20 protein-coding genes and 1 pseudogene are annotated in these 20,743 nt (G+C 55.8%); 11 read left to right on the top strand and 10 right to left on the bottom strand.

Annotated elements, in window-relative coordinates; all coding sequences use genetic code 11:
- Positions 1–54: 54 nt before the first annotated feature.
- Both DWA01_RS21925 and DWA01_RS21920 read right to left on the bottom strand, forming a co-directional pair.
- Complete coding sequence (locus tag DWA01_RS21925; protein ID WP_114287943.1) at positions 55–372, bottom strand: cupin domain-containing protein; 318 nt, start codon at positions 370–372, stop codon at positions 55–57.
- A gap of 178 nt (positions 373–550) precedes the next feature.
- Positions 551–2,062 carry a CoA-acylating methylmalonate-semialdehyde dehydrogenase gene (locus tag DWA01_RS21920; protein ID WP_200832646.1) on the bottom strand — a complete coding sequence of 504 codons (1,512 nt, stop codon included), beginning with the start codon at positions 2,060–2,062 and terminating at the stop codon, positions 551–553.
- A gap of 1,038 nt (positions 2,063–3,100) precedes the next feature.
- Here DWA01_RS21920 and DWA01_RS21915 point away from each other — a divergent pair.
- Together DWA01_RS21915 and DWA01_RS21910 are read left to right on the top strand one after the other, a co-directional pair.
- On the top strand, positions 3,101–3,676 hold the full coding sequence (locus tag DWA01_RS21915; protein ID WP_114287942.1) for a hypothetical protein: 576 nt from the start codon (positions 3,101–3,103) through the stop codon (positions 3,674–3,676).
- A gap of 87 nt (positions 3,677–3,763) precedes the next feature.
- On the top strand, positions 3,764–4,150 hold the full coding sequence (locus DWA01_RS21910) for a hypothetical protein (protein WP_136057811.1): 387 nt from the start codon (positions 3,764–3,766) through the stop codon (positions 4,148–4,150).
- Here the strand turns inward: DWA01_RS21910 and DWA01_RS21905 are convergent.
- The 4 genes from DWA01_RS21905 to DWA01_RS23770 all read right to left on the bottom strand — a co-directional run bounded on the left by DWA01_RS21905 (position 4,126) and on the right by DWA01_RS23770 (position 5,548).
- Entirely contained in the window at positions 4,126–4,458 is a 333-nt protein-coding gene (locus DWA01_RS21905) for a hypothetical protein (protein ID WP_114287940.1), read from the bottom strand. The genes DWA01_RS21910 and DWA01_RS21905 overlap by 25 nt on opposite strands.
- Positions 4,459–4,635: 177 nt before the next feature.
- Positions 4,636–4,818 carry a hypothetical protein gene (locus DWA01_RS23360; RefSeq protein WP_200832645.1) on the bottom strand — a complete coding sequence of 61 codons (183 nt, stop codon included), beginning with the start codon at positions 4,816–4,818 and terminating at the stop codon, positions 4,636–4,638.
- Between the two features lie 64 nt (positions 4,819–4,882).
- A complete protein-coding gene (locus tag DWA01_RS23775) occupies positions 4,883–5,077 on the bottom strand; it encodes a nitroreductase family protein (protein WP_235008670.1) in 195 nt (64 codons plus the stop codon).
- Between the two features lie 114 nt (positions 5,078–5,191).
- The gene (locus tag DWA01_RS23770; RefSeq protein WP_235008668.1) at positions 5,192–5,548 is read right to left on the bottom strand and encodes a nitroreductase family protein; all 357 of its coding nucleotides are present in this window, start codon (positions 5,546–5,548) and stop codon (positions 5,192–5,194) included.
- A gap of 153 nt (positions 5,549–5,701) precedes the next feature.
- On the opposite strand from DWA01_RS23770, the gene DWA01_RS24075 reads away from it, so the two are divergent.
- Both DWA01_RS24075 and DWA01_RS21880 read left to right on the top strand, forming a co-directional pair.
- Positions 5,702–5,947 (top strand): LysR family transcriptional regulator, encoded by a 246-nt coding sequence (locus tag DWA01_RS24075; RefSeq protein WP_114287939.1) that lies wholly within the window; start codon positions 5,702–5,704, stop codon positions 5,945–5,947.
- Positions 5,948–6,169: 222 nt separating this feature from the next.
- Positions 6,170–6,595 (top strand): annotated as a pseudogene (locus DWA01_RS21880) (LysR substrate-binding domain-containing protein); the annotation flags it as partial.
- 89 nt (positions 6,596–6,684) lie between these two features.
- Here the strand turns inward: DWA01_RS21880 and DWA01_RS21875 are convergent.
- The 4 genes from DWA01_RS21875 to DWA01_RS21860 form a co-directional block, all read right to left on the bottom strand.
- Positions 6,685–6,996 (bottom strand): hypothetical protein, encoded by a 312-nt coding sequence (locus DWA01_RS21875; RefSeq protein WP_114287936.1) that lies wholly within the window; start codon positions 6,994–6,996, stop codon positions 6,685–6,687.
- 217 nt (positions 6,997–7,213) lie between these two features.
- Entirely contained in the window at positions 7,214–8,416 is a 1,203-nt protein-coding gene (locus DWA01_RS21870) for a PqqD family protein (protein ID WP_114287935.1), read from the bottom strand.
- A 65-nt stretch (positions 8,417–8,481) separates the two neighbouring features.
- A complete protein-coding gene (locus DWA01_RS21865) occupies positions 8,482–8,829 on the bottom strand; it encodes a hypothetical protein (protein ID WP_114287934.1) in 348 nt (115 codons plus the stop codon).
- 510 nt (positions 8,830–9,339) lie between these two features.
- Entirely contained in the window at positions 9,340–10,203 is an 864-nt protein-coding gene (locus DWA01_RS21860; protein ID WP_114287933.1) for a helix-turn-helix domain-containing protein, read from the bottom strand.
- Positions 10,204–10,397: 194 nt separating this feature from the next.
- Between DWA01_RS21860 and DWA01_RS21855 the strand changes: the two genes are divergently transcribed.
- The 7 genes from DWA01_RS21855 to DWA01_RS21825 all read left to right on the top strand — a co-directional run bounded on the left by DWA01_RS21855 (position 10,398) and on the right by DWA01_RS21825 (position 20,667).
- Positions 10,398–12,158, top strand: coding sequence for an adenine deaminase C-terminal domain-containing protein (locus DWA01_RS21855; RefSeq protein ID WP_200832644.1), 1,761 nt, complete (start codon positions 10,398–10,400; stop codon positions 12,156–12,158).
- A gap of 44 nt (positions 12,159–12,202) precedes the next feature.
- Positions 12,203–13,216, top strand: coding sequence for a BMP family lipoprotein (locus DWA01_RS21850; protein WP_114287932.1), 1,014 nt, complete (start codon positions 12,203–12,205; stop codon positions 13,214–13,216).
- A 59-nt stretch (positions 13,217–13,275) separates the two neighbouring features.
- A complete protein-coding gene (locus tag DWA01_RS21845) occupies positions 13,276–14,784 on the top strand; it encodes an ABC transporter ATP-binding protein (RefSeq protein ID WP_114287931.1) in 1,509 nt (502 codons plus the stop codon).
- Positions 14,781–15,851 carry an ABC transporter permease gene (locus tag DWA01_RS21840; RefSeq protein ID WP_114287930.1) on the top strand — a complete coding sequence of 357 codons (1,071 nt, stop codon included), beginning with the start codon at positions 14,781–14,783 and terminating at the stop codon, positions 15,849–15,851. Before DWA01_RS21845 ends, DWA01_RS21840 begins: the two co-directional genes overlap by 4 nt.
- Positions 15,844–16,776, top strand: coding sequence for an ABC transporter permease (locus DWA01_RS21835; RefSeq protein WP_114287929.1), 933 nt, complete (start codon positions 15,844–15,846; stop codon positions 16,774–16,776). The genes DWA01_RS21840 and DWA01_RS21835 overlap by 8 nt, the downstream gene beginning before the upstream one ends.
- 14 nt (positions 16,777–16,790) lie before the next feature.
- Entirely contained in the window at positions 16,791–18,581 is a 1,791-nt protein-coding gene (ade, locus tag DWA01_RS21830; RefSeq protein ID WP_114287928.1) for an adenine deaminase, read from the top strand.
- Between the two features lie 574 nt (positions 18,582–19,155).
- Positions 19,156–20,667, top strand: a complete 1,512-nt coding sequence (locus DWA01_RS21825; protein ID WP_114287927.1) for a hypothetical protein — start codon at positions 19,156–19,158, stop codon at positions 20,665–20,667.
- The last annotated feature ends 76 nt before the right edge of the window (positions 20,668–20,743 follow it).

Below are 20,743 nucleotides of genomic sequence, written 5' to 3'. Positions count from 1 at the left end.
GGGGCCGTGCCGGAAGCCACTACCAAACGAAGAATCCCATTTAATGGCTAAGACTCAATCTGCGGGAGCTTTGGGAAAATTCTCCAGCCAAATGGTCTTGTGTTTACGGGCCACGGAAGCTCCGGTCCGCCAGTCGTTCCGTTCGGCAAACATGGCCTCAGTTGTGCCGGGGCTGAAAATCATCAGCATATGCACGCCCTCCGAGCCAGCGATGACTTGATGCGGCACATTGGGAGGGATGTGGATCAGATCCCCCTTCACCCCGTCATACGTCTCATCACCCAAATAAAGGTTGCCGTACCCTTGATGATAAAAAACGTCTCGTGGGCTTCCACGTACAAATGGGGCTTTGAGGCAAACCCGGGCGGACACCGTTCTTCACAAACATCGTAAGCACCTTTCGTTTCTTGCGATGTGACTTTGACGCGCATGTTGTTCACGAATTCGTAGAGGTTGCCGCCGTTCGGGGCGACGTATTTTGGTCTGGACATGATGGTCTCATCCTTCATTGTTGGCTGCGACGGGCGCCATGGGTAACCCGCCGTATCGATCAGGGGCATCCGAGGGTCGGCATGGCAACGCTGGACTGCGTCGCAGCGCTCTTGCGGGGCCAGCGGGTGGTGATCGGTTTGAGTTTGGTATAGAAGCGCACCCCTTCCGGGCCGTGCATGTGATGGTCGCCAAAGAGCGAGTCTTTCCAGCCGCCGGAGCTGTGAAATGCCATAGGCACCGGGATCGGCACGTTGATGCCAACCATGCCCACCTGGATGTCATGGGCGAAGGCGCGGCTAGCATCGCCGTCGCCGGTATAGATCGCGACACCATTTCCGTACGGGCTCGAATGCACCAGATCGACGGCCTCTTTGAAGCTGTCGCGCCGCACGATGGACAAGACCCGGCCGAAGATCTCTTCTTTCCAAACCGTCATGTCCTCGGTCACGCCGTCGATCAGGGTGCCTCCGATGAAATAGCCGTTTTCATAGCCTTGCGAGGTCTGCTCGAAGGTTCGTCCGTCCACTACAATTTTGCCACCCCCGGCCTCGCCCTTGTCGATATACCCCTTTACCTTTTCAAGATGCTGCGCGGTGATGAGCGGACCCATTTCGGCGGGCTGGTCAGTGGTCGGGCCGATGTTCAGCTCCTTGATCTTGGGTACCAGTTTTTCGATCAGTGCGCCGGCCACCGCATCGGTCACGGGCATGGCAACCGAAATGGCCATGCACCGTTCGCCGGCGAACCCGAAGGCCGCGCCCATCAGGCCTTCGACTGCCACGTTGATAGCGGCATCTGGCAGGATGATGGCGTGGTTCTTGGCACCTCCAAGCGCCTTTACCCGCTTCCCGTTCGCGGTCCCGGTTTCATATATGTATTTCGCAATCGGCGTGGAGCCGACAAAGCTGATCGCTTTCACGTCAGAGTGGGTCAGAAGCGCATCCACCGCTTCCTTGTCTCCATTCACGGCGTTGAAGACGCCATCGGGCAGGCCCGCTTCAGAAAGCCAGTCTGCGATCAGAAGCGAGGCGGACGGAACTCGCTCGGACGGCTTTAGAACGAAAGTGTTGCCGCAGGCGATAGCAATCGGAAACATCCAAGCCAACTCCATGAAGGGAAAGTTAAATGACGTGATGCCCACCACGACGCCCAGCGCCTGGCGAAGCGAGGTGCTGTCGACGCGCGTGCCGACATTTTCAAAGACGTCGCCCTTCATCAAATGCGGTGCGCCAACCGCGAATTCGACGACTTCGAGACCGCGGGTCACCTTGCCAAGAGCATTCTCGTGCGTCTTCCCATGCTCCGACGCGAGAGTTGCGGCTAGTTCGCCAGCGCGGTCGATCAGGATATTCTTGAACTTTTCGAGAATTCGGGCGCGCCGAAGCGGCGGCGTCTTTGACCAGGCCGGAAAGGCCGCTTGCGCGGCAGCAACGGCCGCATTGACCTCATCGACCGACGCGAGGGCCACCTTACGTTCCGATGCACCGATCGCCGAGTTATGTACAGCTTGATTGCGCCCCGAATTGCCAGCATTACCAGAGCCGTTAATGAAATGGCCGATCTCTGTCATGATATCCTTCCACATCTCTTGTCATGGCGCCGCGAACCCTGAGGCAACCGTTCATGAGCCACGCGCTTCGGGGCGCAGGCCTGTCTTGCATCAGAGATAGGGCTGCTCGGGATATAGTGTAAAATTCAATTTTGGCGTTTTGCATGTTCAATTTGCATAGCTGGGTTTGGACAGAAGCCGCTGAGTTAATGGGACATGACGGTTTGTTGACGGTGCGCGGACTGTTCGCCATCCTCGTAAGAAGCGTGCTTGCGGGCACCGAAATGAACACGATCCGCCAAGGAATGGAGCCATGCAAACATGCCTTCATAGTCAGACCACGTCGGGAAAGCCAAAGACTGCGGAACACTGGCATACGAAGCTTTTGTGGTGATCAGCTCTCCGGTCGCACCGCCCGAAGATATGGTCAAGCATGTGCCCGAACATCTCACATATGTGGGCGCTCCGGGGCGCTCATGTTGGCCGGACCAATGTCCGACCCGTCAAGCGAGAAAAGCGACGGTATGAGTATGTTGGTTTGCGCGCGAAATCGCTCGAAGCGGCGCGCGGCATTGCCGAGAATGACCCGATGCACCTCTCAGGTGCGCGAAACTTTGTGCTGTGCCGTCGGCTGATCAATGAGGGCAAGTTGGGTCTGTCCGTTGCTCTTTCGTCCAGACTTGTTCCGCTGAAATGACCCGTCGAAGACCTTCGGCAGCGATGATTATCGGGTAATCGCATGGTGGTCGACCGTTTGAGGCGGCCGAGGGACGAGGATCCGCTGCAGGCCTTTGGAATACGCTTCAGCCGAAGGCTGGTCCCGCGACGTCGGATCAAGAGATAGAAAATCTTCATGCAACTAAGCAAAAATGTATTTTGTAGAATACCTGACCCTTGCCTAACGTTCCTGCACACTCGGTGTGTCGCCTGGTTGGCTGTAAGGAGGATGGTCTGCCCGCGCTGAGCACTTTCGAGGCGCCTACATACCGAATATGTAGCCAAAGCGTCGGTGGTGCCTCTCGGACACCCGGACGATCATATCATGGGGAGGAGACCCAAATGTCTTTCAACTTTATTTCAAAGGCCATGGCGAGCTGCGCATTGGCTTTGCTGGTGGGGCTCGGCGCGAACGGCGTGACCCCAACCGCGGCGGCAGCCGAGGACTTTTACGAAGACCAGACCATTCGCATGCTGATTGGGCGCGGGCCCGGCAGCGGCGCAGATACGGCAGCCCGGCTCTTTGCTCAGCATTGGGCCAAGTATATTCTTGGCGAGCCGCGCATTATTCCGCAAAACGTCGGGGGGTCGGCGGTTCACAACACGCTTTATGAAACCGCCAAACCTGACGGGCTGACGATTACATTCACGCCATACGAGCCAGCCTCGCAATTGAGCAATGCTCCGGGCTTCGGCGCCGATTACGGCAAGATGCTCTTTGTGGGCGCGCTCTACAATCCGGCGGTTCTGTATGTGAGCACCGAGCAGATGGCCGATGCAGGCGATCTGGCGTCCATGGATCACCGGCCGCCCCATCGTTTGGGGCATCCTGGCCCTCATTGCCGTCACGATGCTGCTCTCACTCAGAAGCGTTCTGCAAAACCGGAAGAGCACGGCCGAACAATCCAAGGGCGGTGAAGGATCTGCGCAGAACCCGGCGTTCTCTGCGGCGCTGGCTCTCGCCCTTGTGGCTCTTTTCGTTTTCGTGATCTTCGAGACCCAAAAATGGGATATGGAAACTGCCCAGTTCCCGCTGGTGATCGCGATTGCCGGGCTATTGCTCGTCAGCCCGGTTCTTTTTTTGATATGCGCAAATTCGGAACGCTGATACAGGTCAACTCGCTTGAACGTGTCCTCATCGAGAGCGGCCGTGTGGCGGGCTTCGGTATCTCGTTGCAGTTTTTCGCGCTGCTGATCGGTGTCGTTGCCATGACGATCCTTGTGGGGCAGCACGTCGCCCTCCCGCTCTTTGTCTTCTATTACCTCGCGCGTTGGGGGGGCTACAGCCTCAAGATCAGTCTTGCTTATGGGGCGGCGACAGCGATTCTGATTTACGGCTTCTACGACAAGCTTATGAACCTCTATTTCTACCCGTCGCTGTTATTCGGTTGAACCTCTTGACGGGTATTATCAGGCCTCTCTGGGTGCGCGGGCTCACGACCAGAATGTCGAGCGTGCAGTAGGTATCGACTGCGACCTGGGCCATGGCCTAGGTCGCAGGATTTTTCATTGTCAGGCCGGTCGTCGACCAACGTAACCTCGGCGCCAAGCGCCTGGCATTCAGCGCCAACGGCTGTCAGGGCGTCCTTGTTGCCAGCGGACAGCACCAGCTTGCTGCCAGCGCCGGCCAGTGTCTTGGACGCCAGCGCGACCTTGCCGTGGATGTCGAACAAGGAATAGGGATCTTTGAGGAAGTCCATGGGTTTGATCTTTCGTTCAGGGATTTTCGGGATAGGACATGGCGACGATCATCGTCACTATGTCGCTGCCCTCGTTGACGATTTCGCGCATCTCGATTGGGGGGATCGTGAAGGTAGCCATCGGACCCGCCTTTTCCTCCAAATCGCCGACACGGGTGGTCGTTTCGCCCGAAAGGATCACGTAGACCTTTTCAAGCGGCGACGCGTCGGGTCCGGCCCCGCCACCGGGCAGGAAATGGGAACACCCACCCAGACTTTCTCAGATCCGCCCGCTTCGAAACCTGCAAGGCGCGGTCCCCGGCAGTCGAAGTGATGCGGCGCTTCATAGGCTACCGCCTCAGCGAAACGTTTGATTTTCATTTTTCCCTCCCTTCGTGGTGTCTTCATTCGGCCAATTTGGTTTTGGGCGGCCTGCGCAGTTTCCCTAGATGAGCGAGCAGGCGCACTCGAAACTCAGGCGCGGCAGCTTGTGGAACAGCGCGGTTTCGTCCGCGTAGCCAAAGTTAACGAAGAAGTTCGAGCGCAGAGACGTGCCCGCAAGAAACTCTTCGTCGACGATCTCGTTCGAAAAGCCCGACACCGCGCCGACGTCCAGCCCGACGGCCCGCGCTTCAACCATGAAATAAGCGGCCTACAGTGTGCCGTTGCGGACGGCCGTCGTTTCTGAGTGCTCCGGCTTGCCTTCGAAATGAGGCCTGCGATCCTCGTGCGTGAACAGCGTCGGAAGCTCCTGTCAGAATTCCAGATCATGGGCAATGATGGCCGTGACTGGCGCCTGCATCATCTTGTCGATGTTCTTGTCCTTGAGCGCCTTTGCCAGCCGCGCCTTGCTGTCCACGGATTTGACGAAAACAAACCGAGCAGGACAGCAATTCACGCTCGTCGGGCCATTGGCCGTAATGTCGTAAATGGTCTGCAGCAACTCGTCCGAGACACCACGGTTCTGCCAGGCATAATGCGAGCATGCCCTGCGCAGGATCATATCGATGGCGCCGTCCCTGAGCGCGGGTATGTTGTCGCGCTGGGCACGTATATCTTCCTGCGCCTTGGCGCGTTCCTGGGCGAGTGCTTGTCCTGTCAGTGCGTTCATCGCGATGCCCTCCGATCATCCATTATTTCGGTGCAGAGGGTAGTCGCCGCCGGATGGAAGACGGGGAGATGTCTCTGCACCATTAGTTATTGACGCGGGGAAGGTATGATGTAAATTTTGGTTTTGTCGATTTGCATAGGAAATATCTATAACATGAATCCCAAGCATCTCATGCAGCTCACGGTAGTAGCCGAGCTTGGTTCCGTCGCCAAGGCCGCAGAACCGCTGAATGTGACGCAGCCTACCTTGTCGCGGCTGATCAAGGTTATCGAAGATCGCGCGGGTGCTCCCGTTCTGCGACGGGGCCGCTATGGCGTACGGCCAACGGCCAACGGTCATCGGTGCGCGTCTCGCCGAGCAGGGTCGTGTCATCCTAAAGGGGGCCGAGCGGGCCGATAGCGCGATCCAGGAATGGAAGAATGGCATGAAGGGCGAATTGCGTGTTGGAGTAGGCCCCATGATCGCCGCGACCTTGTTCAATGATTTCTTTGTGGAAATTGCGAAGTCACCCCCCGCTTACAGCGTCAAGATCCGGGTTGAGCCCGCTGCACGGCTTGCCAATCTCTTTAAACGAGAGGAGCTGGACGTTGCCATCATTCCTCTCGAGTTGAACCGGAAGACGACGGCTTGCACCGTGAGCAGATTTTCGAAGACCGGTTGTCCCTATTTGTGGGCGAAAACGACCCGATGGCCAGGAAAAAGAACGTCTCGCCGAGCGCTTTAGCCAAATACAAATGGGTTTCTGCCGGCGCCGCGTCAGGACTTTTCGATCTCACCCGCGAAACACTCGATTGGTTGGGCCTGCCGGGTGTGACCCCAGTGATGGACTGCGACGGCGACGTCACGATCGTGTTTCGCATCCTCGAACGCACCAAGGCCTGCAGTATGATGCCGTTCCGTCTGGCGGGCGAATTTGCGTCTCGATACCACGTGGCTGCGGTCGACCTGGACGTGAAACTCCCGCAACGCAACATTGGCCTGTGGTCAACCGAACAGGGCCACGACCGTCCTGATTGTGTCGATTTTGTCAACCGGCTGAATAAGTAATTTGGGCAGATGCTGAGCGAGGCCCCTGCGGTCTAACGGGGATTCAGGGGGTCAAAAGGCACACCGTGAAGCTCTTCATTGGCGGCTTCCTACCAGATGCCGATCAGAATGCCGGACGGGTCGATCCCTGTCATGGACTCGATCTTCTCGGGGCGCATGGTTATCCGGTTGTGATGCCGTCGCGACCAGCGGAAAATCACGTCTGACATCCATACGCGCACCGCATCGAGCGCCTCGGCCGCCACATCGCCCAAATCCCGCAATTCGTCCTGGTCTTCTTGCAGATCAAAGAGCATGGGCCGGAACCCTTCGGCGTGGACGTATTTCCAGCGCGCATCGCGGACCATGATCAGCTGCGCATCCTCTTGTGCATTGCCAAGGACTTTGCGCGCCTCACGCACGGAATAATCGTATTCCGAGATCGCGAATTACCGCCATGCATCGCCCGTTTGGTGCAAGAATGTGTTAGCGCCGTTCGTGACCCTGAAGGGAGAGGGAAGTGGTCCGATTGCTGCACCATGCACATTTCGACAATAAGGGCGGATTCCAGTCATTCGCTGCGATAAGCACCAATGGCCAAGTCGCGGGACTTCGCTGTCGTTGAGACATAAGCGGTGGCTAGGTGTCCCTGGAGCCGGCCACAACGAGCAAACCTGCACGTTTTAAGTTCTGGAACATATTTCGAGTGTCCGCCTCGAGTTCTGCGTACGGAGCGTCAGGGAATGCCGTGTGAAGGATTTCGACCGCTTCCGCTTCACTGGTTGGTTCTTCGAGCAGGTTCCAGATCCGACCGGCCCCCTCGTTCAAATGTAACACCCGTGTCAGGTTTCGGTTGGTGGCAAATATTTCGCCTCCAAGTTCACGCACAACGGTCGTAGGATCCTGACACAACGCGACTTCAACCCCAGAAGGGATTTCTGTGATTTCGCTGATCTCTCGAGCACGTCGGTTCTGTACACACGCCCCAGGAATACCTTGAGCGTGGAATTGCTCGACAAGGACGTCCACCGCTTCTTCAATATTTGAATACCGCATCAGGAACGCAGGCGTATTTTCTGCCAGTCCGAACAAGTCGCCCAAAATATGATCAGCGTTGGCAGATCTTGCGAAGTTCTGTTTCAAAAGAGATTTCAACATGATCCCCGGCGACATGGGTGAAATCTCCGCGGCTGCATTACCGCTACGTTCCAAATGAACGAGTGCACCGATTGGAGCTTGTTGCCCGTTGGCGGCGATCTCAGGCGGAGACACGTAAAGATACTGACGATTGCTTGGCCCGCGGCAGGATTCAATGTGTTCTGCCATCCATCCGGGAAGCCCTTGCGGCAGCGGTAACCGCATACGAATCGAAGCGCCTGTGGCTTTGCCGGTTACGGGGGCGCCCGGGCAAGAGGCGACCGATAATACGTCGTCACCGAAAACCTCGAACCCTTTCGCTGCGAGGGCCATGGTCAGGCAAGATTTGCCAGCGCGCCTGATAGCAGGAAACACGACCAGGGCCGCCCCCATGCGCACCGATGCTGCGTGCAGGCACATTTCCCCGGGCCGTTCATCCGCCCGCTGGCGGGCAGCCGCTGCAACAAGGTCGCAAACTGCGTTGACGGGAGAGATGTGGGGAACCGGGGCATCTGCCTTGTTGGTTTTCAACAAGTACTGCTCTCCGTCGAAGACCAGGGTGGCGAAAGGGAGCAATTCACCGCGCGGGGCGATCTCATATGACCAGTTATTGAAGTACACCGAAAAGAGTTGGCTTGGATTGTCAACGCCAACAACAAGAACCGGGGCTATGAGGCCCCGGAGCTTCAGATCAAACGCCTTCATTTAACTTCAACCTTACCTTCATTCCTGAAACATCCAATCGAAGGCTTGCACGGAAGTCAAAGTGGTCAGAGGGCAATACCTGCTGCATCCAGGCATTCCTCACTGGAACTGCCATCTTTGCCACAAGCCTTGTAGCTTTCCTTTTGTTCATCGGTAATGCCGGCGTCACTCGGAAGGCTGGCCAGGCTCTGGCCGCTTGCAGCACTCGACACGCTTGATGTGCTTGAAACACTTGAAACACTCGAACCGCTTGACGCACTAGAGCCACTTGAACCACTGGAGCCGCTTGAACCACTCGCGTGGGCTGCGGAGAAGCCGGCAAGACCCGGCGCGATATATGTTGCAGTTGCAACGGCACCTAAACGAGCCAGCGCGGCGCGGCGTGATAGATTCGCGGTAATTTTCTTCGGCATGTTCTGTCCCTCTCATCCGGTCTGAGATGTTTTCTTATAAGTCAGCCAAGACTATCACAAAATTGTGCGCTCTAGTTGCGGCAAGAATGTGGCGGGGTCACATGCCTTAGCCCAATCCGGCCAAACGTTTTTCTATCAGCGTATATTCAGAGCAGCCTCCTGCGGCTACGGCGCCCCATCCGGAGCCGCAAGACCAAACGCTACTTTTTCCGACAGAAGTGAATGAGAACAGCGCAGGATGGACGGCCGCGATGGGCGCGAACCGGCCGTTCGCCGCAGTGATTACGAAAGGCGGCTTAGGGCCGTTCTTGACAGTTATGGCAGAGGGAATTGATCCAATTGCTGCGCTACGCACATTTCGGCGAGAAAGGCGGAGAGCTGGCTTTCGCTGCGCAATCTTCGAACGGCAGCTGTGCGGACAAGCCGGGCTTTCGCCGCAGTCTCACGAATGCCGGCTTCCTGCGCAGAATGTCTTGTGATGACTATCCATGTCACCACATCAGGTGGGGATCAGTTGGTTTGTACCTCGTCGAAATCCTTGGCACCCAATTCACCTTTCCATTTTTGTGACCGAAGTTGTCTGGGTGAAAGCCCATATTTTTCTTTGATCCGTCTGGAAAAGTGGTTTGGAGTCTTAAATCCTGTTTGATATGCAATTTGGCTTATCCGCGTTCCGGTATGACTTAGCAGATAAGCGCCACGACGGACGCGAAGGCGCCATAAATATTCCAGCGGATTTTCATCATATGTGGCCTTGTAGAGGCGGTTCAGGTATTGCGGTGACAGGCTCGACACCTTTGCCAGCGTATTCATCGTGATCTCGGAGCACAGATGTTCTTCAATATGCCTTCGAACATGTAAGACTTGCAGTGGTATGTCCGCCACGGTCTCCTGCATTTTCCTCCGGGCCAGCAGTTCCTCCAACGCTGCAACTCCCAGTGCCGAGGAAAAATCCTTCATTTCCGAATAAATGTCCGAGGATAGCTCGGCACCGATCTTCATAAGCGACGTCGCGGCTGCCGAGGGGCTCAGAGAACCGCAGAATGGCGCCAGGGCTTCGACCCCGGAGGTTGTCAGTGTTCCGGATGTGTACTGGCACCAAAGTACATTGTTCATGCCGGCGGGACCGTAGCGGTATTCGAGGGTCCGGTGAGAGGCGACAAAGGCGACACAAGGGGCAGACAGGTGAAAAACCTTTCCGTCGTGATGGACTTCGACTTGTCCTGTTCGAAGATAGATTGCCTCCAGCTGACAGCCAGCCATCGGCCCGAATAGCTCTCCGTCTCCATAAGAGCTTTCTCCGAAAGCAAAGGAGGCCTGTGGTCCAACGATATTCGAAATGGATATATTTCTGAATTCATCAGTCTTGTGCATGCCGCAGTTCCTATCGAATTTTTCTGAAAACTGGCATCAGAACAGTGTGATTGGGCCAGGAAGTCCAGAACGCCGGGGACTGCCATATAGCACATTATTCATTTTGGATAAGTTAAGGCACATCTGGGCACGTGTATTCCATTGAGTGCGCAGGGACGGCAGTGAACAATCCAATAAAAATAGGAGGCATTCACGTGAACCTGAGAGAACTGATCCGAGCCGGCCATGGGGACATCAAAGCTGACCTGGTGATTACAAACGGCAATTTGATCAATGTTGCCTCCGCAGAAATCTACCCGGCTGAAGTGGCCATCAAAGGTGGCTACATCGTGGCGATCGGGGACGTCGATCACTGCAAGGGACCTGATACGCAATATCACAACGCAGAAGGCCGCTATCTGGCACCGGGCATGATCGACGGGCATCTGCATGTGGAATGCTCCAAACTTTCGGTATCCAGCTTTGCCGATCTTGTTGTGCCTTATGGCACCACTTCCATCGTCTCCGGTCTGGATCAGATCCTGGTGGTATCGGGGCTGGAAGGCGTGCGGCATTTTCTGGATGAGGCCAACGCCGGGCCGATGACAATTCACTGGGGTGCCCCGTGCAAAACCCCCTACACAATGCCGCGCTCGACCGTGAACCACTATTTCAGCCCGGATGACCACCGCGAAACACATGAGTGGCCTGAATGCATTGGCATCTGGGAGACCGTGCGCGAGTTCATCCAGGAAGAGGATGATGACGTCATCGAGGCGTTGGAAATTGCCCGCAAAAACAAGCTTCCGGTGTTTGGTTGCTCACCGATGTGCAAAGGGTCCAAACTGGCAGGCTATGCCAGCGCCGGCATCCGGCTGGATCACGAAAGCTATGAAGTAACCGAGGCGCTTGAAAAACTGCGTAACGGTATGTTTATCCTGATCCGGGAGAGCTCTATAAGCCATTTTCTGGAAGAAAACATTCAGCTCGCCACAAAACTGACGCCAAAGGCCAGCCATCGGATAAGTTTCTGCACCGATGATGTGGTGGCAACCGATGTTCTGAAACGAGGCCACATAGACAATATGGTCCGTATGGCGATCCGCGAAGGCGTGCCGCCGATGGAAGCCATTCAAATGGCAACGATCAACAGCGCGGTTGCCTGCCAGATTGATCAAAAAGTGGGGCTGATCGCGCCCGGGCGCCAGGCTGATATTCTGCTGGTGGACAGCCCGGAGACCTTCAACGTCAAGCAAGTCATCGCGAAGGGTCGGTTTGTCGCGCAAGATCTCAAAATGCTGACCCCGGTGGAGCGCCCGGTTCGGCCGAAATTCCTGACCGAAACCATGAAAGTGGCTCCGGTACTTCCAGAAGACTTGCAAGTGCGCGCGGATGCGGATGCGGTCAAGGTTCTGTCGATGAATATGTCGCTTGATGTTCCGTTTGTCCGCAACCGCCGGGATGCCGTGTTGCGCGCGGCCAATGGGGTCGTCCTGCCAGACACAGAACAGGATGTGCTCTATGTCACCGTTGTCGAACGCTATGGCAAAACCACCAACAAACCGGTCGCATTCGTGTCGGGATTTGGCTTGAAGTATGGCGCCATGGCGACTTCGACCGCGCCTGACGACAACAACATCGTCTGTATCGGCACCAATCCCGAAGACATGGCAGCTGCCGTCAACTGGGTGATCGAGAAAGGCGGCGGACAGGTTTTTGTCAGGGATGGAAAACCGGAAGTTGGTCTGGAGCTGCCGATTGGCGGCATCGTTTCTGACATTGATCCGGTGGAAATGGCCAAAAAAGAAGACGCGTTGGATGCGGCGGCGCGTGACGCCGGATGTCAGCTGGAATGGCCGTTCATGAACATGTTTGTTTTGTCCATTACTGCCATTCCAGAATACGCCATCACCGATATTGGGGCTGTTGATTGTATTGGGTTGAAAACTTTCGACCCAATTCTCGAAAACGTCTGACGGGCATCTTTCAGCAACAACTCGCAAACAGGGAAGGAAAAGACATGAATTTGTTCAAGACACTGACAGCGGGGGCCGTTTTCCTGGTATCCGCCAGCAGCATGGTCCTTGCGGAAGCACCGGACAAATTGAGGATTGGTCTTCTGCTGGCCACCGGACCAGAAGCTGCCTGGGATGCAACCTTGCTCCGCGATCTTGATGAAGTGGCGACATCTGCGCCACATGGCCTCGATATCAGCTACAAAAGTATCAACGGGAAATGGGGAGAAGACGCCAAAAATGCCATGGAGTTGCTGGCAAAAACCGGTAAATATCAGATCATCTGGGCCCACAGTAGCTATTCAGATCAGGTCAAAGCGCTGCAGGAAAAATACCCGGACATCCTGTTCGTTGTTGTCGGATCCGGGAATGAAGCGTTGGGCGGAAATGCCTATTGGGTTTTCAAGCGGGCGCATGAACCATCTTATCTGCTGGGCGTTCTGGCAGGCCGCTTGACTGAAACCGATGTGATTGGGGTCGTCGGACAGTTCCCGTCTGAGGATGTAAACGACCAGATCAACGGCTTTTTTGCCGGTGCCCGGTCGGTGAATCCCGATGTACAACGCAAAGTCGCCTTCATCGAAAGCTGGTACGACCCGGCCAAGGCGGAGCAGTTTACCAATGCACAGATTGCAGCAGGCGCTGATCTGACCTTCCAGCTGGTCGAAAGCTTTGAAACTTGTGAGAAGGCAGGCATCATGTGTTTCGGAAACTATGTCGACTACGGTGAGAGTGCCCCGGACTCTGTGGTTGCAAGCGCACTGATCTCCTGGACCCAGGATCTCAACTGGATCATCGACGAATGGTACGACTACGCGGCCAATGGCGTGCCCTATGAAGGCAATACCAGGGAACGTTGGGTGCCCATGGCGGATGGTGGTTCTGCTCTGTCGGGTTTTCATGCTTACGAGGACAAGCTGCCTGCGGAACTGAAGGAAGAGATCGCCTCCCTGTCGGCCCGGATTTCCTCCGGCGAACTGAAACTCCCTGTCGATTTGTCACTCCCGAGTTCCGACTGATCGAACGACTGGCTCTCCGCTCAGGCGGAGAGTCCTTTTGGGATAATAGGGAAAAGCCAATGAGACTGCCGACTATTGAGGCCCGTAGCCTTTGCAAAAGTTTTGGACCAGTTCGCGCCAATCATAATATCAGTTTCTCCGTCAATGCCGGTGAACTTCTATGCTTGTTCGGTGAAAATGGCGCGGGGAAATCGACGCTCTCTGCTTGCCTGACAGGGCTGTTTCCGCCTGATGCGGGCGAAATACTGTTCAAAGGCGAACCGTTGCGTATGGCTTCCGCAGCCGACGCGATCCGCAAAGGTATCGGCCTTGTCCATCAACATTTTGTGCTGGTTCCGGATTTCACGGTGCTGGAAAACATCGTCATCGGCTCGGAAAAGGGCTTCAATGTTCAGTACGTTGAAGCGGAAAAGAAACTGCGTCGCATCTGCGATAACTATGGTATTGGCATCGATCCCAATGCGTGGGTACGCGATTTGTCCGTGGGGGAACGGCAGTGGGCGGAACTGCTCAAAGCATTGTATTTCGACGCAGATGTGCTGATCCTGGACGAGCCGACTGCCACGCTGGATGTCGAGAACTCAAAGAAGCTCTTCCGCATTATCGACAAGCTCAAGTCCGATGGTGTTGCGCTGATCCTGATTACGCATTTCCTGGATGAAGTGATGCAGTCTGATCGTGTGGCGGTGCTGCGTCAGGGCGAGTTGGTCGGCATTCGGAAAACCGCCGAAACGACTCCGGAAGAGCTCACACGGATGATGGTTGGCCGTGATTTGGAACCAATAATCCGTGAGAGGACACCTGTCGGACCGGACCGGCTGGTTCTGGAAAATGTGACAGTAATAGGCGTAGGCCAGGTCCCGGATCTGGACAATGTGTCTCTCACCGTGCGCCAGGGCGAAATCTTTGGCATCGCAGGCGTGGCGGGCAACGGGCAGAACCCGCTGATGGAAGTCATCGCGGGGGTAAGAACCCTGGCGAAGGGCAGGATCTCACTGGATGGCAAGGACATTGGCGGGCTGAACGCCCGGGTGATCAAGGATATTGGGCTGGGTCACATTCCTGATGACCGATTTGTCGAAGGCCTGGTGTCGGAAATGTCCATTGAGGAGAATTTGATCCTTGGCGATCAACGCGGCCAGTTTGCAAGCAAGCTGTTTCTCGATTTTCCAAAAATGCAGCGCAACGCCGTCCAGATGATCCGGGAATTTCAGATATCCGCGCCGTCCGGGGAAACCAAAGCCGGCGACTTGTCAGGCGGCAATGCGCAGCGGGTGATCCTGGCGCGGGAAATGCGCTTGGCCTCTAAGGTCTTGCTCGCCAATCAGCCGACCCGCGGCCTTGATGTGGGCGTGATCGAATACATTCACAGCCGGCTTCTGGAGAAACGCGCCGATGGGGTGGCTGTGCTGATCGCCTCGTCCGAACTGGAAGACCTGCTGAACCTCTGCGACCGGATCGGCGTGCTCTTTCAGGGCCGCCTGATGGGGATCGTCGAAACCGAAAAAACAAATCTGGAAGAAATTGGTCTGCTGATGGCAGGAAAAGTGAAGGAGGATGCGGCGTGATAGAGTTTTCCGTACGCACGTCCGTGGGATGGCAAGCACAGTTTGCAGCCTATGTATTGGCGCTCACGTTGGGCTTTGCCACGTCAGCGCTGCTCATCGCTGCAAGTGGTGCCAGTGTTTCCGAGGGTTTCGGAGCACTGTACGAGGGGGCCTTTGGCAGCAGAGAGGCGATCCTGCAAAGCCTGGTTGCCGCCACCCCGCTGATTTTTACTGGTCTGGCCACTGTAATCGCGTTTCGTGCAGAAATCTGGAGCATTGGGCAGGAAGGTCAGATGTTTGCGGGTGCAATGAGCGGCTACTGGATCAGCCTGTATCTGGGCGGAGTGTCTGCACTGGTTGCCATTCCGATGATCCTGATTGCCGCCATGGCCGGTGGCGCTGCCCTGGGCGGTTTTTGTGGCTGGCTGAAAACCAGATTTCAGGTCAACGAGATCATTTCAACGGTCATGTTGAACTATGTCATCGTCTACTTGCTGTCTTATCTTCTGGCCGGCGGTCCCTGGACTGAAGAAGGCACGACGTCTTATCAACAGACACCGGTGTTTGCCGACAATTTCCACCTGCCTCTGATTGTAAGCGACGTAAAGCTGCACATCGGATTTCTTCTGGCCCTGGCCGCTGCCGTGATCTGCTGGGTTATTCTAAAGAAAACCCCCCTGGGATTTGAGATCCGCGCACTTGGCTTCAACCCTACGGCACTCAGATTCAAAGGCGTCAATGTCACCCGCACTGTCTTGATCGTCATGTGCCTCAGCGGCGCCCTTTCGGCACTGGCCGGGGTGTCAGAAATATTCGGCGTCAATTATCGCCTGCGCGGTGACGTATTGGTTGGGCTTGGCTTTACCGGCATCATCGTCGGCATGATCGGCGGCCTGAATCCGATCGGCGCGGTTGTTGCCGCCCTGTTCTTTGGTGCGCTGGCAAACGGTTCGCTCTACATGAGCGTCCTTTCCGACATTCCGCCATCACTGGTGCCTGCGATGCAGGGCATCCTATTGCTATTCTTTCTGAGCGCTTCCGTTCTCGTCCGCTTTTCCGTCCAGTTCAGGAGGCCAACAAATGTCTGAATTGCTTTCCCCGGACATACTCATGTCCATTTTGATCGCCGCAATGGGGGTCGCCACGGTCATCTTACTTGCGGCGCTGGGCGAACTGGTCACAGAACGCGCGGGAATTTGGAACATGGGGGTCGAGGGCACCATGTTAACAGGGTGTCTGATCGCCTATTTCACAATGGTGGCAACCGGTTCGCCCGTGATCGCCGCCCTGGCGGCAATGGCAGCCGGCCTCGCGGCCGGACTGCTGATCGGATTCATGACCGTAGCGCTCAGGGTTGATCATTTTGTTACCGGCCTCGGTTTCAACCTGTTGGCCAGCGGTCTGACCCTGTTCTGGTTCCGCAGCTATGTTGGTGGAAGCAAACCACCCAGCTATTCGACAATTGGAAAAACCCCAATTCCCGTATTGTCAGACATTCCGGTGATCGGACCCATTCTATTTGATCAACACCTGCTTACCTATGCCGCCATCCTCAGTGTGCCATTCATCGGCTATTTCCTGAGACGCACAACGCTTGGCCTGGAAACTCGGGCTGCCGGCGAAAACCCACAGTTCCTCGAAGCCAAAGGCCTGTCAGTTTCAACACGTCAATACGGTGCGCTGTTGTTCGGATCGGCCCTGACCGCGCTTGGGGGCGCCTTTTTGATGCTGGCCTTCGCCGATCAGTTCCGGCCTGATATTTCTGGTGGCCGCGGCTGGCTGGCCATTGTAGCCGTCATTGCTGGAAACTGGCGCCCGGTCCGCACTATGATCGCAGTGATGGTCTTTGCCGTGTTGGACAGTGTGGCGGTGCATGCTCAGGGGTTGGGTGTGGACATCCCCTATCAGTTCTTCCTGATGCTGCCATACGCCGCTTCGATCCTGCTTCTGGTAATGATCGGAAGCCGCTCAGGACAGCCTGCCAAACTCGGCGTCCCTTTTCTCAAACACTAAATACAGGATTTCTCATGTCAATTCCCACCTGGACCGAATCTGCGCCGCGCCTGATTGATGTTGCGATGGGGCGGAAACCTGCCGACAGCGTTATTCGCGGCGGCCAATGGGTGAATGTCTATTCCGGGGAAATCATCCCGAATACAGACATTGCCATCGCGGCGGGCCGCATCGCCTATGTGGGCCCGGATGCCAGCCACACGATCGGCGACAAGACCAAAGTGATCGAAGCCAACGGCCGCTATATGGTGCCGGGGCTGTGCGACGCGCATATGCACGTCGAAAGCGGCATGGTCACGGTGACGGAATTTGCCCGCGCAGTCATCCCGCATGGAACCACGTCGATGTTTATCGACCCGCATGAGATCGCGAATGTACTGGGTCTTCCGGGCGTGCGTTTGATGCATGACGATGCTGCCAGCCTGCCGATCAATGTCCAGGTTCAGGTGCCGTCCTGTGTCCCTTCGGCCCCGGGGCTGGAAAATGCCGGTGCAGAATTCACTGTTGACGACGTGACCGAGGCGCTTGGCTGGTCGCAGACATGTGGTCTCGGCGAAATGATGAACTTTCCCGGAGTCGCGGCGAATGACGCCAAAATGTTGGGTGAGATCGGCGCGACGCAGATGGCGAACAAAACTGTTGGTGGTCACTATGCCTCGCCCGATCTTGGGCTGATGTTCCATGGTTATGTCGCCGGCGGTCCGGCGGATGACCACGAAGGCACCCGAAAGGAGGACCCGAAAGCGCGTATCCGCCAGGGAATGCGGGCGATGCTGCGGCTCGGCTCGGCGTGGTACGATGTTGCCGAACAAATCAAGGCCGTCACCGAAGATGGTATGGATCCGCGCAATTTTATCCTCTGCACTGATGACAGCCATTCCGGCACGCTCGTACATGACGGGCATATGAACCGGGTTGTGCGCCATGCAATTGCCCAGGGCGTGAAACCAATCACCGCCATTCAGATGGCTACGCTGAACACAGCCCAGCATTTTGGAATGGAGCGGGATATCGGTTCCATTTCGCCTGGCCGCCGTGCCGATATCATCCTGACCTCGGATTTGCCAAGTTTGCATGTCGAACTCGTCATCGCGCAGGGTGAGGTTTTGGCCGAAAATGGCAAACTAACCGCGGACATACCGGCAGCGAATTATCCTGATTTTGCAAAGAACACTATTAATCTGGGCAAGAAACTGGCCGCGGATGATTTCGATATTTTTGCTCCTGAGGGCGCCACCGACGTTCGTGCCCGTGTTATCGGCGTGATTGAGAACCAGGCTCCGACCCGGGCGTTAGAAGCCGATCTGAAAGTTACCAGCAGTGTTGTTCAGATGGATGAAGAAAACGACATTTGTCAGATTGCCCTTGTCGAACGCCATCGCGGAACCGGAGGCGTTGTAAACGGGTTCGTTTCAGGATTCGGATATGACAGACCCTGTGCCATTGCGTCAACGGTTGCCCATGACAGTCACCACATGATCGTAGTTGGGACTTCAAAAAAGGACATGGCCGCAGCTGCCAATCATCTGGGCAAAGTGGGAGGCGGCATCACGGTATTCTCGCAAGGACAAGAATTGGCGACGGTTGAATTGCCCATTGCCGGGCTGATGTCGGATGAACGCGCAGAGGTTGTTGCGGAGAAAACCGCCGCAATGGTCGCGGCTATGGAAAGCTGCGGCTGCAAATTGAACAACGCCTACATGCAGCACTCGCTGCTTGCCCTGGTCGTTATCCCGGAAATTCGTATCTCTGACCTGGGCATTATCGATGTGACAAAGTTCAAAAAAGTCGACTTGTTTGTCTGAAAAAAATGGGTCGCCCGAGTTTTCAGCCGGGCAAATTGGATTCATCGAAGCCGGCCATAATTTTCGTCACTGGAATGGCCGGGTTTGACCTTCAGATAGCTACAGATTGTTTCACCGTGAGGGTTTAATATTCGCTCGCGCTTGCAGTCCTGAGAGCGTCCAGTGGCGGGTTCCAACGTCTTGTTCCAATTCGTGCACGGTGCAGCATCGGACATTTTCGCGCTCTAACCGGCTGTTCGCCGCAGTATGAATGAAGGTCAACTAAGGGCCGTTCGTGACAGTGATGGCAGAGGGAAGTGGTCCGATTGCTGCGCCAGGCACATATCGGCGCGAAGGGCGGATTGCAGCCATTCGCCGCGCGTCGCACCAATGCCTGCTGTGTGGACAAACAGACCTTTAACCGATTGGCTTCGGCGTCCTGAACGACTTAACCCGGTCGGCAAATTACGCAAGCAGTGATTGTTCTGCACCATACCGATGCAGGCGGCATGTAGTGTCCAGTTTAAATCATTGATTTTGCATCGATCCGATGCATGGATGAAAGCAATGTGTTTTCACCTGCGCGGCGAAGTTTATGGGCATTGCAAAACAGTTGGCGGCTTTGGGGTGTTTGCTTGTCGGGCTGGTCGTTATCACTTTTTCTGTCGTAGCGTCGCTGCAGCAGGAAAAAACCTATTCCGAACTGTTGCGCAGTCGATTGGCGGTGACAGTTGAAGGCGCGGCCCGTCCTTTCAGGACCATAACAGAGCTGGGCCTGCCGCCGAGTATGTTGCGAAACCGGGGCGACGTGCTTCGCCGTGCTCATGACATCGACAGCAAGGTTGAAGATGTCATTTTGTTCAACCCGTCTGGCATCGTGGTTGAACGTTCGGGCGCCGGGAACGTGCAAACGGTGCCCAAAGAGGTGCTTATTGCTCTGCGCCGCAGCGATACCCCGGGCTGGACACTCGAAACCAATGATTTTCTGATCGCAGGCCGCAACATTTACTCACAGTCGGGAGACCTGGCCGGGGCTGTCTATGCCAGTTATCCCCTGACCGAGCTGGCTCAGTTGAATGCTCAGTTCCGAAGCCGTTTGTTTCTGGCCGCACTCACCGTATTCACTGGCGGTAGTTTGTTGAGCCTCCTTATTTTTGGCATAACTACACATCGCAAGTTGCACGCGCTTTCGGCCCTGGAGGCCGATATTGTACAGGCCAATGCCGCTCTTGACCTGCTGGAAAACGACATTGGTTCAGATGGTTTCCCGTCGAGCCCCCTTAAAGCAGACACACTCCCCCTGCGCAGAAATGCCATTCCCGAAACAGAGATATTGCGACAGATCAACGGGCTGACGATGGTTGTTTATTCTGGGCTGGTACTGGGCGTGCTGTTGGCCCTTGCGATCACGGTACAGATTGCGGTCAGTGAAAGCCTGGAACCGGAACTGGAGAAACGTGCCGAGCTGGTTTCTCATATTTTGGTGGAAAACGTCGAAACTGCCCTGGCCAATGGGGTGCCGACAGCCGGCATTTCAGGGCTTGGAACTTTGATGTCCAGGCTACGCAAAGAGTATCCGGAGATTGACGGCTTGGAATTGAAGCTTGGCGACTGGGTCACGCGGTCGGGGACGGGCGAAACCGCCACCTTTACCCATCGCTCAATACTGCCCGATGCAACCGAAATTCAAATCTCGGTAAGCTCTGACCCTAGGGTGATCGCATCACAATTTCGCAAGCTGTTCTTTGATCTGGCGGTCGTGGCGGTGTTTACCCTTTTGCTGGCGGTCGAAATTGCCGTTTTGCAAACGTCCCGGTCTCTTGTTGTTCCGGTGACCGGGTTAAGCATGATGACGCGCTCAATTACGAAACGGGACCTCTCCTTTATTTTTCCGCTTCGATGGCCCGCAGTCAAAATTGACATAGCCCAATCCATGTCCGGGCGTATCGCGCGATTGCATGGCGTACTGGCACGGTCTGGAAAACAAATTCAACCGCTGTCGCGCCTTCAGTTAACGTCGCTGGCGGATATCAGACTGGGGCTGTTCCTGTTCGCCGTCGCAGATGAGGCACCGCTGTCGTTTTTGCACTATTTGTTCAGGACTTGAGAAACCCACTTGCCTTTTTCCCTGACGAAATGGCGACGACCTTGCCCTTTGCTGGCTATCTGTTTGCAGCGCTTCT

It is taken from the genome of Candidatus Halocynthiibacter alkanivorans, from assembly GCF_003333265.1.
GTDB classification, from domain to species: Bacteria; Pseudomonadota; Alphaproteobacteria; order Rhodobacterales; family Rhodobacteraceae; genus Halocyntiibacter_A; species Halocyntiibacter_A alkanivorans.
The sequence above is the reverse complement of the archived record's forward strand: the minus strand, read 5'-3'. Positions and strand labels throughout refer to the sequence as shown.

Coding starts and splice junctions, on each gene's coding strand:
- DWA01_RS21825 (WP_114287927.1), top strand. CDS start 19,156: ATGGGCATTGCAAAACAGTTGGCGGCTTTGGGGTGTTTGCTTGTCGGG.
- DWA01_RS21905 (WP_114287940.1), bottom strand. CDS start 4,458: ATGGACTTCCTCAAAGATCCCTATTCCTTGTTCGACATCCACGGCAAG.
- DWA01_RS21910 (WP_136057811.1), top strand. CDS start 3,764: ATGGGATATGGAAACTGCCCAGTTCCCGCTGGTGATCGCGATTGCCGG.
- DWA01_RS21850 (WP_114287932.1), top strand. CDS start 12,203: ATGAATTTGTTCAAGACACTGACAGCGGGGGCCGTTTTCCTGGTATCC.
- DWA01_RS23770 (WP_235008668.1), bottom strand. CDS start 5,548: ATGAACGCACTGACAGGACAAGCACTCGCCCAGGAACGCGCCAAGGCG.
- DWA01_RS24075 (WP_114287939.1), top strand. CDS start 5,702: ATGAATCCCAAGCATCTCATGCAGCTCACGGTAGTAGCCGAGCTTGGT.
- DWA01_RS21835 (WP_114287929.1), top strand. CDS start 15,844: ATGTCTGAATTGCTTTCCCCGGACATACTCATGTCCATTTTGATCGCC.
- DWA01_RS21865 (WP_114287934.1), bottom strand. CDS start 8,829: ATGCCGAAGAAAATTACCGCGAATCTATCACGCCGCGCCGCGCTGGCT.
- DWA01_RS21915 (WP_114287942.1), top strand. CDS start 3,101: ATGTCTTTCAACTTTATTTCAAAGGCCATGGCGAGCTGCGCATTGGCT.
- DWA01_RS21920 (WP_200832646.1), bottom strand. CDS start 2,062: ATGACAGAGATCGGCCATTTCATTAACGGCTCTGGTAATGCTGGCAAT.
- DWA01_RS21845 (WP_114287931.1), top strand. CDS start 13,276: ATGAGACTGCCGACTATTGAGGCCCGTAGCCTTTGCAAAAGTTTTGGA.
- DWA01_RS23775 (WP_235008670.1), bottom strand. CDS start 5,077: ATGGTTGAAGCGCGGGCCGTCGGGCTGGACGTCGGCGCGGTGTCGGGC.
- ade (WP_114287928.1), top strand. CDS start 16,791: ATGTCAATTCCCACCTGGACCGAATCTGCGCCGCGCCTGATTGATGTT.
- DWA01_RS23360 (WP_200832645.1), bottom strand. CDS start 4,818: ATGAAAATCAAACGTTTCGCTGAGGCGGTAGCCTATGAAGCGCCGCAT.
- DWA01_RS21860 (WP_114287933.1), bottom strand. CDS start 10,203: ATGCACAAGACTGATGAATTCAGAAATATATCCATTTCGAATATCGTT.
- DWA01_RS21870 (WP_114287935.1), bottom strand. CDS start 8,416: ATGAAGGCGTTTGATCTGAAGCTCCGGGGCCTCATAGCCCCGGTTCTT.